Origin of the sequence: Serratia sp. SSNIH1, assembly GCF_002935055.1 — a bacterium.
Taxonomy (GTDB): Bacteria; Pseudomonadota; Gammaproteobacteria; order Enterobacterales; family Enterobacteriaceae; genus Serratia; species Serratia nevei.
On sequence record NZ_CP026383.1, the window covers coordinates 4,984,701 to 5,000,940 of the forward strand.

Consider the following 16,240-nt stretch of genomic DNA (forward strand, 5'->3'; position numbering starts at 1 on the left):
ACCGCAAGGAAGATCTCACCGTGATAAAGATCGAAGATTATCCGCTCACCCGGGTGCCGCAGGATAAAAGAGTTTCGTTTTTAAGCGTGGCCATCGTGCACATGGGCATGTTGACCGCGCTGGACCAGTTCATGCTCGGCGCCGTGCTCGGCAACTCCATGACGCTGATTGACGCCTTCACCGCCATTTTCGTCGGCAGCCTGATCTTCGGCGTGGTGACCTACGGCCTGGGGCTGGCGGGCATGCGCGAAGGGATTTCCGGCAGCCTGCTGGCGCGCTGGTGCGGCTTCGGCCGTCTGGGGTCGGTGCTGATTGGCGTGGTGGTGGCCGTCAGCCTGTTGGGTTGGTTCGGCATTCAGAACGCCATTTTCGCCAAGTCGCTCGACTTCGCGCTCGGCAATAAGCTGGGCTTCGGCCTGGCCGCCGGGCTCTCGGGCACGCTGCTGACCATCCTGGTGGCATTCGGCTTCAAAGCGCTGCGCATCGCCGCCCGTATCGCGGTGCCGATGTTCATCATGCTGGTGGCCTATATATCGGTGACCGCACTGACCGGGCATAACCTGCAGGAGATCATCCAGCTGGCGCCGCCGGGTGAACCGCTGACCATCAGCGCCGGCATCACCATCGTCGTCGGCGGCGCCATCGTGGCCAGCCTGATGACGCCCGACCTGACCCGTTACTCCAAAAACGGCAAGCACGTGCTCGGCGTCACGATCTTCACCATCATCGCCGGCGAGTTCGTGGTGAACGGCCTGGCGATCCTGATCGCCAAAACCCTGGGCACCGCCGATGTGGTCACCATCATGTCGCAAGCGGCCGGCGGTGCCGGTTTGCTGGTCGTGGTGTTCTCCACCCTGCGCGTCAATGATCTCAACCTGTATTCCTCTTCGCTGGGCATCGTCAACGCGGTGGAAGGCATCACCGGCAAAAAGCTGAAGTACACCTACACCACACTGGTGATCGGGATTCTGGGCACCACGCTGTCGGTGCTGGGCATTCTGGACCGCTTTGTCGACTTCCTGACGGTGCTTGGCGTAGTCTTCCCGCCGATTATCGGCATCATGCTGGTGGACTATTATCTGCTGCGCAGCCACCGCAAAATCCTGGACGAGAGCCGCCGCACGGGCCAGTTGCCAAACGAAACGCCAACCATTGGCTGGGCGGCGATCGTCGCCAGCATCGCCGGTGGCGCCGTTGGTCTGGCGACCGAATGGGGCGTACCGACCATCAACTCTCTGGTAGCCGCCAGCCTGCTGTATTGGGTACTCAAACTGGCCTTCAGCCGGGCGCAAAAACCGCTGGCCTCACAGAAGTCGCTCTGATTTTCGCCCATGAGTTAATGCACTCCTCCGGTAACGGGGGAGTGTTTTATGCTCGAGAAAGGTGGGCGTAACGGAAAAGAATGGGCCGATCGCGCGGACAAACGGCCATGATAGTTAGGGTCCCTGGTGTCGGTAGCAAGCAATCTATTAGGCTCAGAGTGTGGCAGCGCCCCCTCTGAGTTTTTTATTATAAAATCGTTGGCTTCAGTGTTTTGATCATAAAGAAAAACTTCAGCTTGAATGAACAGTAGCTTATGAAATCGGCTTTGGTCAACATAAAAGTACACATAAAATTGACTTTTGTGTTCACTTTTCCATAAGCAAAAGCTAATCAATTGATTTACACAGTTTTATCATCTTTGCAGGTCACCCCGATCGCCTGCGCTAACATCACTGCGCTAAACGGCTGACAAAAAACAATAATTACCACCAATAATCAGCCTGTTACCTCCCCCTCAGCGCCTTTTTATCTGGACAACGCCGACGCGTAAGATATAGTGAAGCCAGCGTAATGTTTGTAAGGACAGCCGATGAAAACCACCAACGCACAGCGCAAAATCAACATCATTAAAAATATTGAATATCTGATGCGTACCCGCGGTGAAACCAAGGCTTCCTTTTCCAACCGCAGCGGCCTGACGCGCACGACTCTCTACAAAATTCTTGACGGAAGAGTGAACAACGTTCAGCAATCCACCGTGAATCGGATTTCCGATTTCTTCGGGGTCTCCTGTGAAGAGATCGAAGACTACGATCTGGAAAAACTGGAGCTGCTTAACGAAACGCTGTCCACCGAGGGCAACAAGAACCCTTCCGCCATCCCCGTGATCCCGCAGTCGCGCTATCTGGCCGTCTCGCAGCGCAAGATCGGGCAACTGGTCACCGAGTTTCCTCTGACTTATTTCTTCGGCGATGAGTCGAACATGTTGGCAATGAAAATAGAGACCGAAATTAAAGGGTCATTTATTCCCGGCGAAGTCATCATCATCAAACGCCCGCCGGTACTGATTTGCGATTCACCTTTGCTGTATCACTCGGGAAAAAGCGGCTTCTTTGTGGTTGACGACAAAGACAGCGAAAGCATGGACAAACGCCCTCAGGACACCGTGCAATTCCTGGGTTATATCGTTGGAGAAAGGTTATAAATGGAACCGAATCAGAAGTTCAAGCTGTTGGGCTTCACCCGACATGGCACCATCGCGGCCAATGTCATGGTATTGGCCACCGGCAAAACCATTACCATGGGGCTGAATGAGCTGGCCGACAGCGAAATATCAGAAGATCTGAGCCGGCACGAGCTGCAGGCGCTGTACCGCAAACTCTATGGCGACAACAAACAAAAAACCGCCTACGAGCTCAGCGATCGCCACGAACGCTCTTGGTACGCCTACCTGATTATTACCGTGGCGCTCAGCGTGATTTATATTTTCTCAACGCTGTGCGGCGTCAAGCCGATCCAAATCCCGGTGCTGAATCTCATCACGCCACCGGCGATCTTCATCTACCCGCTCACGTTCATTCTGGTGGACATCCTCAACGAATTCTATGGATTACGGCTGGCCCGGCGCACGATTATCATCTCGTTTATCGCCAACCTGACCTTCGTCCTGGGGGTCTGGGTAACGACGCTGGTGCCGAGCATTCCGCAGTGGGAGTACAGCGAGACCTACAACGGCATCGTGCACAGCATCATGGCGGTGCTGGTGGCCTCGTCAGCGGCCTATCTGATCTCCGAGAACGTCAACTCCTACCTGCTTTGCAAAATCAAAGAGTTGACCAACTCCCGCTACCTGTTTGTGCGCGTGATCACCAGTACCGTTGTGGCTTCGGCCATCGACAGCGTGGTGTTCTGTACGCTGGCGTTCTACAACGTGCTGAGCTGGGACATCATCAAAACCATGATCCTGTCGCAGTTCCTGATCAAGGTGGTTTACGCCCTGCTGGGCGTCGGGCCAATCTACGCCACCCGCAGTCTGTTTAACCGCTACATCAATACCGAACAAGCAAAGGGCAATGAATATGCATATCCAAAAGCAAGATAAGATCACCCATCTTGGCGCGAACTCCGATTATCCGGATCAATATGCTCCCACATTGCTCGAAGCCTTGCCGCGTGCGCGCGGCCGCGATCTGATCGGCGTGGACGAGCGGCAGCTGCCGTTCAGCGGCTTTGATCTGTGGACCGCCTTCGAGCTGTCCTGGCTCAACGCCAAGGGCAAGCCGGTGGTGGGCATCGGCGAATTTACCTTCCCGCACTCCTCGTCGAACCTGATCGAGTCCAAATCGTTCAAGCTGTATCTCAACAGCTTCAACCAAACGCGCTTTGACAGCGTGGAACAGGTGAGCGCCGCCATGCAGAAAGATCTGTCGCAGGCGGCCAACGGCCAGGTCACCGTCAAGCTCTATCCGGGGCTGGAAGGTTACCCGGCGCAGATCGAGCGCCTGCCGGGCATCAACATCGACGATTTGGATATCGCGGTCGACGACTTCACCTTCAAACCGGAATACCTGAGCGGCGCGGCCGAGAGAGGGGAACCGGTGTCGGAGACGCTGTCTTCCAACCTGCTGAAATCCAACTGCCTGGTCACCAACCAGCCGGACTGGGGCAGCGTCGTGATCCGCTATGAAGGCCGCAAAATCGACCGCGAAAGCCTGCTGCGCTACCTGATCTCCTTCCGCCAGCACAACGAATTCCACGAGCAGTGCGTCGAGCGTATTTTCAACGACATCAAGCAGAGCTGCCGTCCGGAAAAACTCAGCGTGTTCGCGCGCTACACCCGCCGCGGCGGCCTGGACATCAACCCCTTCCGCAGCGATTTCGAAACGGCACCGGCGCTTGGTCGCCTGATCAGACAGTAAGCGTTATCCCCGCAATGCTCCCGCCAGGGAGCATTGTTTCCCTCGCTTTCATCTCCCTGTTATTTTTCGCCATTATCGTCGTCAGCGGCTATCTTCAAAGCACACTGACGGAGATTAACGACGCATGCCTGACCTTTCACGCAGAGACATCCTGCGGGCTGCCGCCATCGGATCGGCGTTCTCGCTGTTGCCCGCCTCGATTCGCAAAGCGCTGGCCATCCCCGCCAACAACCGCACCGGCACCCTGCGCGACGTCGAACACGTGGTGATCCTGATGCAGGAGAACCGCTCTTTCGACCACTACTTCGGCACCCTGCCGGGCGTGCGCGGCTTCAGCGATCGCTTTACCATTCCATTGCCCGGCGATCGCCATGTCTGGCAACAGCAGGGCGCCGAACGACTGGTGCTGCCCTACCACCTGGACAGCAAACGCGGCAACGCCCAGCGCGTCACCGGCACGCCGCATTCGTGGGTGGATGAGCAAGCCGCCTGGGATCACGGCCGCATGAGCGCCTGGCCCACCTACAAAACGCCGGCCTCGATGGGCTACTACCGCCAGCATGAGCTGCCGTTCCAGTTCGCGCTGGCCAACGCCTTTACCCTCTGCGACGCCTATCACTGCGCTATTCACGCCGGCACCAACACCAACCGGCTGTTCCACTGGACCGGCACCAACGGCCCGTCCGCCGCCGACGTGGCGGTGGTGGTCAACGAATGGGACAGCCCCGGCCCGGCGGAGATCGGCTACCAGTGGACAACCTATCCGGAACGGCTGGAGGCGAGCGGCGTCAGCTGGAAGGTGTATCAATTCCTGCCGGACAACTTTACCGACAACCCGCTGGCGGGTTTTCGCCAATACCGCGCCGCCAGCATTCAGGTGGGCAATCCGGCGCGGCCGCCGAAAGACTTCAACGCCTTCGTGCCCTATCGCGATGCGCTTAACGAGGCCGCGCCACTGTACAAAGGCAACGGCAACACCCTGCCGGCCGCCGACGGCAACGATCTGGACGCCATGCTGGCCGGGTTCCGCTCCGACGTACAGCAGGGCAAACTGCCGCAGGTCAGCTGGATCATCGCGCCGGCGGCCTATTCGGAACACCCCGATCCCTCCAGCCCGGTGCAGGGCGGCTGGTTCACCCAAGAGATCCTCAACGCGCTGACCGACAACCCGGAGGTGTGGAGTAAAACCGTCCTGCTGGTCAACTACGACGAAAACGACGGCTTTTTTGACCATATGCCTTCGCCTTCCGCGCCGTCGCTGCGCGAGGACGGCAGCTTCGCCGGTAAATCGACGGTGCCGTTCGACACCGAGATCTTCCAGCACGTGGCGCCGCCCGGTTCGCAGGATCAACCGCCGCCGGACGGCCGCATCTACGGCCCCGGCCCGCGGGTGCCGATGCTGGTGCTGTCGCCCTGGAGCCGCGGCGGCTGGGTCAATTCGCAGGTCTTCGATCACACCTCGGTGCTGCAATTCCTGGAAAAGCGCTTTCAGGTGCATGAACCCAACATCAGCGCCTGGCGCCGCGCCGTGTGCGGCGATCTCACCTCGGCGTTCAACTTTGTCGACCCTAACGGCGAAGCGCTGCCGAGCCTGCCCGCCACCAGTCGCCACGCCGCCGATGGCCTGCGCCAGCGCCAGGAACAGCTGCCGCAGGTACCGCTGCCATCGCCTGTCCACCAGCGTTTGCCCCACCAACGTCGCCTGGCGCGCCCTTCCCGCGCGCTGCCCTACCAGCTGCACGTCGAGGCCACCGTCGAGGCCGAACAGCGCCGCGTGACGCTGAACCTGTTCAATACCGGCGAGCAGGGAGCGGTGTTTCACGTCTACGATCGGCGAGATCTGGCGCAGATCCCGCGCCGTTTTACCGTCGAGGCGGGCAAGGCGGTCAGCGACGACTGGCAGACGGAGGATGAGTACCATCTGTGGCTGCTCGGCCCCAACGGCTTTCATCGTGAACTGCGCGGCGCCCTGAACCGGCCGCAGCCGGAGGTGCGTTTGCGCCCGACGGGCCGCAGCCTGCAGCTGCAGCTGAACAACCCGGGCACCGAAGCGATCGCGGTTACCCTCGAACGCTGCCCCTATACGCAGCAGGGCCCGTGGCACATCACGCTGCCGGCGGGCGGCAGTCACCAACAGAGGTTTGACGCCCGCGCCAGCGGCGGTTGGTATGACCTTACGCTGCAAAGCCCGGGAGGTTGGCTGCGCCGCCTGGCGGGCCGGTTGGAGGATGGCGAGCACAGCGTCAGCGACCCGCTGATGGGCCAGGAGTAAAGCGTTATAGATTGAAATCGCGGAAATTAAACCGCCAGCCTCTTTGTGGCGCCCACAGACGTCGGTTCTCCTGCGGAGGGCGCATTCTCAAAACCTTATCCCTGCCCCACCCCCGCTATTTTTTTGATCTCGCTCACGGTCGGATATTATTTCATTGCCTTGCTAAACCGGTTCTTCTATTTTAGCACCCCATCTGACAAGGACAAAAACAGGGATTAAGCATGATAAATCGCGTATGGGTACTGGGTGACGCCGTGATCGACCTGGTGCCGGAAAATGCCAACGGTTATCTCAAATGCCCCGGCGGCGCGCCGGCTAACGTGGCGGTGGGCATCGCCCGGCTCGGTGGCGACAGCGCCTTTATCGGGCGGGTGGGGCAAGACGGCTTCGGTGCCTTTTTGCAGCAGGTGCTGAGCGATGAAGGGGTGGATATCGGCCATATGCGGCCGGACCCCGAACACCACACCTCCACGGTCGTGGTGGATCTCGATCTGCAGGGTGAGCGCTCATTCACGTTTATGGTGCAGCCCAGCGCCGATCTGTTTTTGCAGCCTGACGATCTGCCGGATTTCCAACGGGGGGAATGGCTGCACCTCTGCTCCATCGCGCTCTCGCAGGAGCCCAGCCGCAGCGCGGCCTTTGCCGCGATGGAGCGCATCCGGGCGGCCGGTGGCCGGGTCAGTTTCGATCCCAACATCCGCGAAGAGGTCTGGCGCCAGCCGGAAGCGCTACGCCCCTGCCTGCAAAAGGCGCTGCTGCTGGCGGACGTGGTAAAACTGTCGCGCGAAGAGCTGGCTTTCATCAGCCATCTTGACGATCTGGAGAACGCCATTCGCTGGATGATGCAAACCTATCCGCTGCGCCTGCTGCTGGTGACGCTGGGCGGCGACGGCGTCTATGTGCATGACGGCCAACGGCTGCGTCATTTCCGCGCGGCGCCTGTCGTTCCGGTCGATACCACCGGCGCCGGCGACGCCTTCGTCGCCGGGCTGTTAGCGGCGCTGGCACGCCTTCACGAATTGCCGCAGGAAGCGCAGTGGCCGGCGGTTATCGCCCAGGCGCAGGCCTGCGGCGCGCTGGCCACCACCGCCAAAGGGGCCATGACCGCCCTGCCCCACGCCGACGAGCTGGCGGCTTTCCTCCGTTGATCCTCTGCATCCACGGCGATCCCCAGGTTCGCCGTAGTCTTTTGCCCACGATTTGCGCGCTCGATCACAATAGCTGAATCGGGTTAGCTAACTGAGTTGCCAGCTCGCCTCCCTCTCGTTATCTTTCGCCATGAAAAACCGGTTTAGCAATTTAGCAAACAATAATAACAACCCTTACCCGGATGATAGACGATGATGAAAAAACTCAGCTATTTGGCGATAACAACAGGGCTTTTCCTCTCCGCTTCCAGCGCAGCGGCATCGGGCAGCGGCGGCATCGAGGCGCGCCTCAACGCCCTGGAACAACGTCTGGCGCTGGCGGAACGGCGCGCCGCACAGGCTGAAACCCGCGCGACGGCGGCGGAACGCCGGGCGCAACAGCTGGAACAACGCACCGCCAACACCGAACGGCAAACCGCGCAGATTGCGCAGCATGCCGCTACGCCGATTGCCCCGGCCAGCGCGCTGAAATTGAGCGGATTCAATGAGCTGAAGCTGTACGGCGACGTGGAGTTCAACCTGGACGGTGCCAGCCGCAGCGGCCAGCTGACGTCGCTGAAAGGCAGCGACCACAAGGACTGGAAGCCCGGCAACAAAGAACGTTGGGATATCAACGGCCGCATTCTGGTCGGGCTGGACGGCTACCGCCGCAATCAGGACGGTAACTTCTCCGGCTTCAGCGTGCAGCCGCTGGCGGACATGACCGGCAAAATGAATCTGGACGACGCCGCCTTCTTCTTCGGCAATGAAAAGAACTGGCAAACCAAAATCGGCCGCTTTGAAGCCTACGACATGTTCCCGCTGAATCAGGACACCTTCATTCAATACTCCGGCAATACCGCCAACGATCTGTACGCCGACGGCTTCGGCTATATCTACATGATGAAAGAAGGCCGCGGCCGCAGCAGCAGCGGCGGCAACCTGATGTTGAGCAAATACGCCGGTGATGTCTATTTCGAGCTGAACACGCTGGTGGAGGACGGCACTTCGCTGTTTCAGGACAACAGCTACCACGGCAATACCATGAATAATAAGAAAAACGTCGCCTATTTACGCCCGGTAATCGCCTGGAAGAAAGACGCCTTCAGCATCGCGGCGGCGATGGAAAGCAACGTGGTGAATAACGCCTACGGCTATCAGGACGGCCAGGGCCGCTTCGTCGATCAGTCCAAGCGCAACGGCTACGGCATGACGATGAGCTGGAACAACAGCGCCGCCGATCCGGACAACGGCGTGGTGGCTAATCTGAGCACCGCCTATCTGGATGCCTCAGGCGAGCAAGACTTCACCGCCGGCGTCAACGTGCTGTGGCGGCGCTTCGAACTGGGTTATATCTATGCCCATAACAATATCAAAGAGTTCAATACCGCCGGGATCGCCGCCGATATCCACAACCCACTCAGCGAACCGGGCAACTACGACATCCACACCGTTCATGCGTCGTATCAGATACCTAACATTATGAATATGAAGAATTTCAATTTGTATTTGGGGGCCTATGTTTCACTGCTGGAAGCCAACGCCGACAACAAGATAGCCAACGGCGACAACGACCAACGTTACGGCATGCGCGCCAGATTCAAGTATTTCTTCTGACATCGATTCACGTCGCTGCGCCGCAAACTGCGCAGCGGCATTTTTATTTAGCAAGGGGACAACATGGACATTACCGCAACCGCCAACGCGCTGTTGCCGCTGCTCGGTGGTAAAGAGAATATCGCCAGCGCCGCCCACTGCGCCACGCGCCTGCGCCTGGTACTGGTGGACGACAGCAAAGTGGATAAAGAGGCCATCGGCAAACTGGATGGCGTCAAAGGCTGTTTCAGCAACGCCGGTCAGATCCAGGTGATCTTCGGCACCGGGCTGGTCAACAAGGTGCATGCGGAATTCATCAAGGCGGCAGGCGTCAGCGAATCCAGCAAGGCCGAAGCCGCCGATATCGCGGCGAAAAAGCTCAACCCGCTGCAGCGCATCGCCCGTCTGCTGTCGAACATCTTCGTGCCGATCATCCCGGCGATCGTCGCTTCCGGCCTGTTGATGGGGCTGCTCGGCATGGTGAAAACCTATGGCTGGGCCGATGCCAACAGCGCGCTGTTCATCATGCTGGATATGTTCAGCTCGGCGGCGTTCATTATCCTGCCGATTCTGATCGGCTTCACCGCCGCACGCGAATTCGGCGGCAATCCCTACCTGGGTGCCACGCTAGGCGGCATTCTGACGCATCCGGCGCTGACCAACGCCTGGGGCGTCGCCGGAGGGTTCCACACCATGAACTTCTTCGGTCTGGACATCGCCATGATCGGCTATCAGGGCACCGTGTTCCCGGTGCTGCTGACGGTGTGGTTCATGAGCGTGCTGGAAAAGCGGCTGCGCAGGGTGATCCCCAACGCGCTCGATCTGATCCTGACGCCGTTCCTGACGGTGGTCATCTCAGGCTTTGTCGCCCTGCTGTTTATCGGCCCCGCCGGCCGGGCGCTGGGCGACGGCATCTCCTTCGTGCTCAGCACGCTGATTGCCCATGCGGGGTGGTTCGCCGGGCTGCTGTTCGGCGGCCTCTATTCCGCTATCGTCATCACCGGCATCCACCACAGCTTCCACGCGGTAGAAGCCGGGCTGCTCGGCAATCCCAATATCGGCGTCAACTTCCTGCTGCCTATCTGGTCGATGGCCAACATCGCGCAGGGCGGCGCCTGCCTGGCGGTGTATTTCAAAACCCGCGACGCCAAAATCAAAGCCATCGCGGTGCCTTCGGCCTTTTCCGCCATGCTCGGCATCACCGAGGCGGCGCTGTTCGGCATCAACCTGCGCTTCGTGAAGCCTTTCCTGGCGGCGCTGGCGGGCGGCGCGCTCGGCGGCGCCTGGGTAGTGGCCAACCATGTCGGCATGAACGCGGTCGGGCTGACGGCGATCCCCGGCATGGCGATCGTGCAGGCCAGTTCGCTGGTCAGCTATATCATCGGCCTGGCAATCGCTTTTGGCAGCGCCTTCGTGCTCTCCCTGCTGCTGAAATACAACACGGACGCACAATGATGGAAGAACTCAGCTTAATCAAACAGGCACTGCGGGCGGTCATGAACGGCCAGCCACTCGCGCTGCGCGATCCGCACCGCCCGACCTGGCATCTGGCGCCCAGCGTTGGCTTGCTGAACGATCCCAACGGCTTTATCCAGCACAACGGCGTTTATCACCTGTTCTATCAGTGGAATCCGCTGGGCTGCGATCATCGCAACAAGTGCTGGGGACACTGGCAGTCGATCGATTTAGTGCATTGGGAACATCAGCCGCTCGCCCTGGCACCGGGCGCCTGTTACGACAGCCACGGCTGTTACTCCGGCTCGGCGGTGGTGGCGGAAGACAAAGTCACGCTGATCTACACCGGCAACGTGAAATTCCCCGACGGTTCACGCACCGCTTACCAATGCCTGGCTCAGGCAAGCGATCGGGGCGAATACCGCAAACTCGGGCCGGTGCTGCCGCTGCCGGAGGGCTACAGCGGCCACGTACGCGACCCGAAAGTGTGGCGTCATCAGGATGCCTGGTACATGGTGCTCGGCGCGCGTGACTTGCAGGATCGCGGCAAGGTGCTGCTGCTGCGCTCCAGCAATCTGCGCGACTGGCTAGCACTGGGAGAGATCGCCGGTTCCGGCCTGAACGACCTGGGCGAATTCGGCTACATGTGGGAGTGCCCGGATCTGTTCTCGCTGGACGGCGGCGACGTGTTGATCTGCTGCCCGCAGGGGCTGGCGCCACAGCCGGAACGCTACCTCAACCGTTATCAGGCCGGCTATCTGCTCGGCAAGCTGGATTATCGGCAGGCGGCCTTCAGCCACGGCGAATTTCACGAGCTGGACGCCGGCTTCGAGTTCTACGCGCCCCAGACGACGCCGGCGGAAGATGGCCGCCGCCTGCTGTTCGCCTGGATGGGCGTGCCCGAGCAAGATGAAGAAGCCCATCCGACGCGTCGTTATGGCTGGATCCACACCATGACCTGCCCACGCGAGCTGTCGCTGCAGCATGGCCGCCTCCACCAGCGCCCAGCGCGCGAGTTGCAACAGCTGCGCGGCGAGCGAGAAGACTGGCGAGGCCGCGCCGATGACGCCCCCACCTATGCGCTGGGCGCCGCGGAGCTGCAGCTGACGCCGCAGGGCGCGTTCAGCGCCGCCTTTGGCGACGCGATGACGCTGAACTGGGACGGCGAGCGGCTGCAGCTGACGCGCGCCTCTCTGGCCGACGGCCGGCCGGAGCACCGTTACTGGCGCGGCCCGGTCACGCATCTGCAGCTGCTGTTCGATCGCTCCAGCGTGGAGATCTTCATCAACCACGGCGAGGCGGTGATGAGCGCGCGCTACTTCCCGGCAGGTGAACCGCAACTGCGGCTGAACGGGAGCGCGCCGCTGGCGTTGGAATACTGGCCGCTGACGCCATGCATGCTAGAATGACGCATCCTCCGATGACTTCAGATGGCGTCAGTGAAAAAAAATAAACGCATTACCATCAGTGACATCGCCACGCTGGCCGGGGTGTCGAAATCGACTGCCAGCCTGGTGCTGAACGGCCGCAGCAAGGAATACCGGGTGTCCGACGACACCCGCGATCGCATTCTGGCGCTGGCGCACGAACACCATTATCAGCCCAGCATCCACGCCCGCTCTTTGCGCTCCAACCGCAGCCACACGCTGGGGCTGGTGGTGCCGGAGATGACTAACTACGGCTTTGCGGTGATCTCGCGCGAGCTGGAAACACTGTGCCGCGAAGCCGGTCTGCAGCTGTTGATCGCCTGCACCGATGAAAACCCGGCGCAGGAGATGATGGCGGTGAACAGTCTGGTGCAGCGGCAAGTCGACGGTTTGATCGTCGCCTCCAGCCAGCTGAACGACGCGGAATACCAGAAGATCAACGCCGGGCTCCCGGTGGTGCAGATGGACCGCCTGATCGCCGGTTCCGAGCTGCCGCTGGTGATCACCGATTCGGTTAATGCGACCGCCGACCTGGTGGAAAAGGTCGCGCGCCAACATCCGGATGAGATCTATTTTCTCGGCGGGCAGCCGCGCATTTCGCCGACCCGCGATCGGCTGGCCGGCTTCCAGCTTGGCCTGGAGCGCGCCGGCGTAACGTGCAAACCGGAATGGATCATCAACGGCAGCTACCACCCCAGCTCGGGTTACGAGATGTTCGCTCAGCTGTGCGCACAGCTGGGGCGTCCGCCCAAAGCGCTGTTCACCGCGGCCTGTGGCCTGCTGGAAGGGGTGTTGCGTTATCTGACGCAGCATCAGCTGATGGAGAGCGACATCCACCTGTGCAGCTTCGACGATCACTACCTGTTCGATTGCATGACGCTGAAGATAGATACGGTCGCGCAAGACTGCCGGGCGCTGGCGCAGCATAGTTTCGACCAGGTTACCGCGCTCATCGATGAGCGGCCGCTGGAACAGAATGCGCTTTATCTGCCGGGCCGCATCCACTGGCGCCATGCCGGTTCCCGGGCGTTGTTGGCCGGGGAGTGATATTTCTGAATCAATAAAAAAGGGCGCCTGAGCGCCCTTTATCGTTTTGCTGCCGCTACTTGGCGGCGCCTTCCATGCCCACCAGCCCCACTTTCAGGTAGCCGGCTTTACGCAGGGTGTCCATCACGCTCATCAGCGTTTCATAGTCCACGCTCTTGTCCGCCTGGAAGAAGATGGTGGTTTCTTTGTTCGCCTGAGTGCGTTGATCCAGCACCGAAGTCAGCTGATCGGCATTCACCGGCTGATCGCCGACGTAGAGCTGCTTGTCGGCCTTCACCGACAGGAACACCGGTTTTTCCGGCCGCGGCTGCGGTTTGGCGGAAGAAGCCGGCAGATCGACGCGAATATCTACCGTTGCCAACGGCGCGGCCACCATAAAGATGATCAACAGCACCAACATAACGTCGATAAACGGCGTCACGTTGATTTCATGCAGTTCGCCGCTGTCGTCCAGATCTTCATTTAAGCGCATCGCCATGACTCACCCCGCCCGCAGTTGGTGTGCGTGCTGTGAGCGCTTGGCTTCCGCCGTTGCGGCCAGATCCAGATCGCGGCCCTGCAGCAGCAAGACCTGCGCCGCTACGTCGCCCACCTGGGCGCGATGGCCGCTGATGACGCGGGCGAAGATATTGTAGATAACGACGGCAGGGATCGCCGCGACCAGGCCCAGCGCGGTCGCCAGCAGCGCCTCTGCGATGCCCGGCGCCACGACCGCCAGGTTGGTGGTCTGCGAATGGGCGATGCCGATGAAGCTGTTCATGATGCCCCACACGGTGCCGAACAGGCCGACGAACGGCGAGATGGCGCCGATGGTAGCCAGGAAACCGTTGCCGCGGCCCATGTTGCGGCTGTAGGCCGCCACGCGGCGCTCGAGGCGGAAGCCGGTACGCTCTTTAATGCCGTTGTTGTCGTTGGATTCCGCAGACAGCTCCAGCTCATTTTGCGCATCGTTCAGCAACACCGCGCTGACGCTTTCCGGGCCGAAGTTTTGCGCCAGCTCGGAGGCTTCATCCAACGAGCGCGCTTCGGCCAGCGCCAGCTGTTCGCGGCGCAGACGGCGCTTGGCCCGCAGCAGTTCGCTGCCTTTGGAGAACAGAATGGTCCAGGTCACGATCGAGGCCAGCACCAGGCCGATCATTACCGCTTTCACCACCGCGTCGGCGTGCTGGTACATGCCCCAAACGGACAGGTCCATGCCGCGGGTTTCCGGTGGCTGGATCGTTGGCGCCGGGTTCACCGGCGTGATGCTCTCCGGCGCGGCGGCTGCAGGCGCGGTGGTCGGCGCAACGCTTTCGGTAACGGCCGGATTGGCCGCCGGCGCTGCCTGCGCGCTGCCGGCCAGCCCCACGACCAGCACCATAGAAGCCATCAGGCTGCGGCCGAAGGCCTTGCCCCACTGCGCCCGGCCCTGGCCGAACGATCCTTGATTTAAATTCTTGCCAGCCGTTTTCACGCTGTGCCTCCACCCATTACCGATCAAAATTAAGGAATAATTCAGCGTGCGATCATATCAAACCAACCGGGGATTGATAGTAGTTCTCATTATTATTTACCAAATAAACGAGAAAATTTTAGCCAGCCCCGCCGCAAAGCGCCAATCTGCGCCCGTTCACCGCCAAACGCCCCTTTTATGGGCTTATTTCGTTACTTTTCTCCCACAACGACGCAACAAGGCCACGCTGCCAAACGGCGTCTTGACCGAGGAATGGGCTTCTCTCTCGCACCACGGCAGAAGGATGAGGTGAGAAAGGCGCGCCCGGCAGCCAATTATAGCCGTTTCTATATCTGGAAGTTAAAACGTCTGGATGGCCATATTAACTCATGCTAACGTAAGGGCTATCGCAAACGGGCACGTGCAGAGCAACCAGAGGTGAGCCAGGTACCATGACGTCAAAACACATCGAAACCACGCTGATCGGCGCCGGCCGCGGCAAACGCTACACCCAGGGCTCCGTCAATCCCGTCACGCAACGCGCCTCTTCTTTGGTTTTCGACTCCGTCGCCGCCAAAAAGCATGCCACCGCGCAACGCGCCCACGGCGAGCTGTTTTACGGCCGACGCGGCACGCTGACCCACTTCGCCCTGCAGGATGCGATGGTAGAACTGGAGGGCGGCGCCGGCTGCGTGCTGTACCCCTGCGGCGCCGCGGCGGTGGCCAATGCGATCCTGTCGTTCGTCGGCGCCGGCGATCACCTGCTGGTCACGGGCTCGGCGTACGAACCGACCCAGGATTTCTGCACCCATATCCTCGGCCGCATGAACGTCAGCACCACCTATTTCGATCCGCTGATCGGCGCCGACATCGCCACGCTGATCCAACCCAATACCCGCGTGGTGTTCCTTGAGTCCCCCGGCTCCATCACCCTGGAAGTGCAGGACATTCCGGCGATGGTGCAGGCCATTCGCGCCGTAGCGCCGGAGGTGGTGATCATGATCGACAATACCTGGGCGGCGGGCGTGCTGTTCAAGGCGTTGGATTTCGACATCGACATTTCGATTCAGGCCGGCACCAAATACCTGATCGGCCATTCCGATTACATGCTCGGCACCGCCGTCGCCAACGCGCGCTGTTGGGATCGGCTGCGCGAGTACTCCTACCTGATGGGGCAGATGGTGGATGCCGACACCGCCTACATGGCGAGCCGCGGCCTGCGCACCCTGAGCGTGCGCCTGAAGCAGCACGAACGCAGCAGCATCGAAGTCGCCCACTGGCTGGCGGCGCGGCCGGAAGTGGCGACGGTCAATCACCCGGCCCTGCCCAGCTGCAAGGGCCACGAGTTCTACCGCCGTGACTTCAGCGGCTGCAACGGGCTGTTCTCCTTCGTGCTGAAAGAGCGGTTGGACGATGCGCAGTTGGCCGCCTACCTGGACAACTTCAGCCACTTCAGCATGGCCTACTCCTGGGGCGGCTTCGAGTCGCTGATCCTGGCCAACCAGCCGGAAGAGCTGGAAGCGATCCGTCCGGCAGGCGGCGTCGATTTCTCCGGCACGCTGGTGCGCCTGCACATCGGCCTGGAGAACGTCGAAGACCTGATCGCCGATCTGGCGGCCGGTTTCGATCGCCTCAACGGCGTGCGCTAAGGCGGATTCCGCTAATTTTCTTCGTCTCGTTTAATGTCGGCTTAAGCTATTAGC

Annotated in this window: 13 protein-coding genes; 11 read left to right on the plus strand and 2 right to left on the minus strand. The window is 60.6% G+C overall.

All coding sequences use genetic code 11. The annotated features are described in order from the left end of the window. Positions 1-20: 20 nt before the first annotated feature. From C3F38_RS24030 to C3F38_RS24075, 10 genes are all read left to right on the plus strand, one after another. Positions 21-1,322, plus strand: coding sequence for a cytosine permease (locus tag C3F38_RS24030; RefSeq protein ID WP_047730842.1), 1,302 nt, complete (start codon positions 21-23; stop codon positions 1,320-1,322). A gap of 530 nt (positions 1,323-1,852) precedes the next feature. Further along, a complete protein-coding gene (locus C3F38_RS24035) occupies positions 1,853-2,467 on the plus strand; it encodes a helix-turn-helix transcriptional regulator (protein WP_004937341.1) in 615 nt (204 codons plus the stop codon). After that, entirely contained in the window at positions 2,468-3,364 is an 897-nt protein-coding gene (locus tag C3F38_RS24040) for a queuosine precursor transporter (RefSeq protein WP_019453032.1), read from the plus strand. Beyond that, complete coding sequence (gene queF / locus C3F38_RS24045) at positions 3,342-4,181, plus strand: NADPH-dependent 7-cyano-7-deazaguanine reductase QueF (RefSeq protein WP_055316204.1); 840 nt, start codon at positions 3,342-3,344, stop codon at positions 4,179-4,181. Before C3F38_RS24040 ends, queF begins: the two co-directional genes overlap by 23 nt. 124 nt (positions 4,182-4,305) lie before the next feature. After that, complete coding sequence (locus C3F38_RS24050; RefSeq protein ID WP_055316183.1) at positions 4,306-6,453, plus strand: phosphocholine-specific phospholipase C; 2,148 nt, start codon at positions 4,306-4,308, stop codon at positions 6,451-6,453. Between the two features lie 221 nt (positions 6,454-6,674). After that, positions 6,675-7,601 (plus strand): aminoimidazole riboside kinase, encoded by a 927-nt coding sequence (locus C3F38_RS24055; RefSeq protein WP_038879399.1) that lies wholly within the window; start codon positions 6,675-6,677, stop codon positions 7,599-7,601. 195 nt (positions 7,602-7,796) lie between these two features. Further along, positions 7,797-9,197 (plus strand): carbohydrate porin, encoded by a 1,401-nt coding sequence (locus tag C3F38_RS24060; protein WP_055316206.1) that lies wholly within the window; start codon positions 7,797-7,799, stop codon positions 9,195-9,197. A 63-nt stretch (positions 9,198-9,260) separates the two neighbouring features. After that, a complete protein-coding gene (locus C3F38_RS24065) occupies positions 9,261-10,631 on the plus strand; it encodes a sucrose-specific PTS transporter subunit IIBC (RefSeq protein ID WP_055312645.1) in 1,371 nt (456 codons plus the stop codon). Next, on the plus strand, positions 10,631-12,040 hold the full coding sequence (locus C3F38_RS24070; RefSeq protein WP_055316185.1) for a sucrose-6-phosphate hydrolase: 1,410 nt from the start codon (positions 10,631-10,633) through the stop codon (positions 12,038-12,040). Before C3F38_RS24065 ends, C3F38_RS24070 begins: the two co-directional genes overlap by 1 nt. Before the next feature lie 21 nt (positions 12,041-12,061). Continuing rightward, positions 12,062-13,105 carry a LacI family DNA-binding transcriptional regulator gene (locus C3F38_RS24075; protein WP_038879406.1) on the plus strand — a complete coding sequence of 348 codons (1,044 nt, stop codon included), beginning with the start codon at positions 12,062-12,064 and terminating at the stop codon, positions 13,103-13,105. 55 nt (positions 13,106-13,160) lie between these two features. Here C3F38_RS24075 and exbD read toward each other — a convergent pair whose 3' ends face one another. Together exbD and exbB are read right to left on the minus strand one after the other, a co-directional pair. Then, a complete protein-coding gene (exbD, locus tag C3F38_RS24080) occupies positions 13,161-13,583 on the minus strand; it encodes a TonB system transport protein ExbD (protein ID WP_004937307.1) in 423 nt (140 codons plus the stop codon). Between the two features lie 3 nt (positions 13,584-13,586). Then, positions 13,587-14,558, minus strand: coding sequence for a tol-pal system-associated acyl-CoA thioesterase (gene exbB / locus C3F38_RS24085; protein WP_072271105.1), 972 nt, complete (start codon positions 14,556-14,558; stop codon positions 13,587-13,589). Between the two features lie 431 nt (positions 14,559-14,989). Between exbB and metC the strand changes: the two genes are divergently transcribed. Then, positions 14,990-16,186 carry a cystathionine beta-lyase gene (gene metC, locus C3F38_RS24090; protein ID WP_038879409.1) on the plus strand — a complete coding sequence of 399 codons (1,197 nt, stop codon included), beginning with the start codon at positions 14,990-14,992 and terminating at the stop codon, positions 16,184-16,186. Positions 16,187-16,240 lie beyond the last annotated feature (54 nt).

Excerpts from the sequence above, each read along its gene's own strand:
- C3F38_RS24035 (WP_004937341.1), top strand. The coding sequence starts at position 1,853 with ATGAAAACCACCAACGCACAGCGCAAAATCAACATCATTAAAAATATT.
- C3F38_RS24040 (WP_019453032.1), top strand. The coding sequence starts at position 2,468 with ATGGAACCGAATCAGAAGTTCAAGCTGTTGGGCTTCACCCGACATGGC.
- queF (WP_055316204.1), top strand. The coding sequence starts at position 3,342 with ATGCATATCCAAAAGCAAGATAAGATCACCCATCTTGGCGCGAACTCC.
- C3F38_RS24050 (WP_055316183.1), top strand. The coding sequence starts at position 4,306 with ATGCCTGACCTTTCACGCAGAGACATCCTGCGGGCTGCCGCCATCGGA.
- C3F38_RS24055 (WP_038879399.1), top strand. The coding sequence starts at position 6,675 with ATGATAAATCGCGTATGGGTACTGGGTGACGCCGTGATCGACCTGGTG.
- C3F38_RS24060 (WP_055316206.1), top strand. The coding sequence starts at position 7,797 with ATGAAAAAACTCAGCTATTTGGCGATAACAACAGGGCTTTTCCTCTCC.
- C3F38_RS24065 (WP_055312645.1), top strand. The coding sequence starts at position 9,261 with ATGGACATTACCGCAACCGCCAACGCGCTGTTGCCGCTGCTCGGTGGT.
- C3F38_RS24070 (WP_055316185.1), top strand. The coding sequence starts at position 10,631 with ATGGAAGAACTCAGCTTAATCAAACAGGCACTGCGGGCGGTCATGAAC.
- C3F38_RS24075 (WP_038879406.1), top strand. The coding sequence starts at position 12,062 with ATGGCGTCAGTGAAAAAAAATAAACGCATTACCATCAGTGACATCGCC.
- exbD (WP_004937307.1), bottom strand. The coding sequence starts at position 13,583 with ATGGCGATGCGCTTAAATGAAGATCTGGACGACAGCGGCGAACTGCAT.
- metC (WP_038879409.1), top strand. The coding sequence starts at position 14,990 with ATGACGTCAAAACACATCGAAACCACGCTGATCGGCGCCGGCCGCGGC.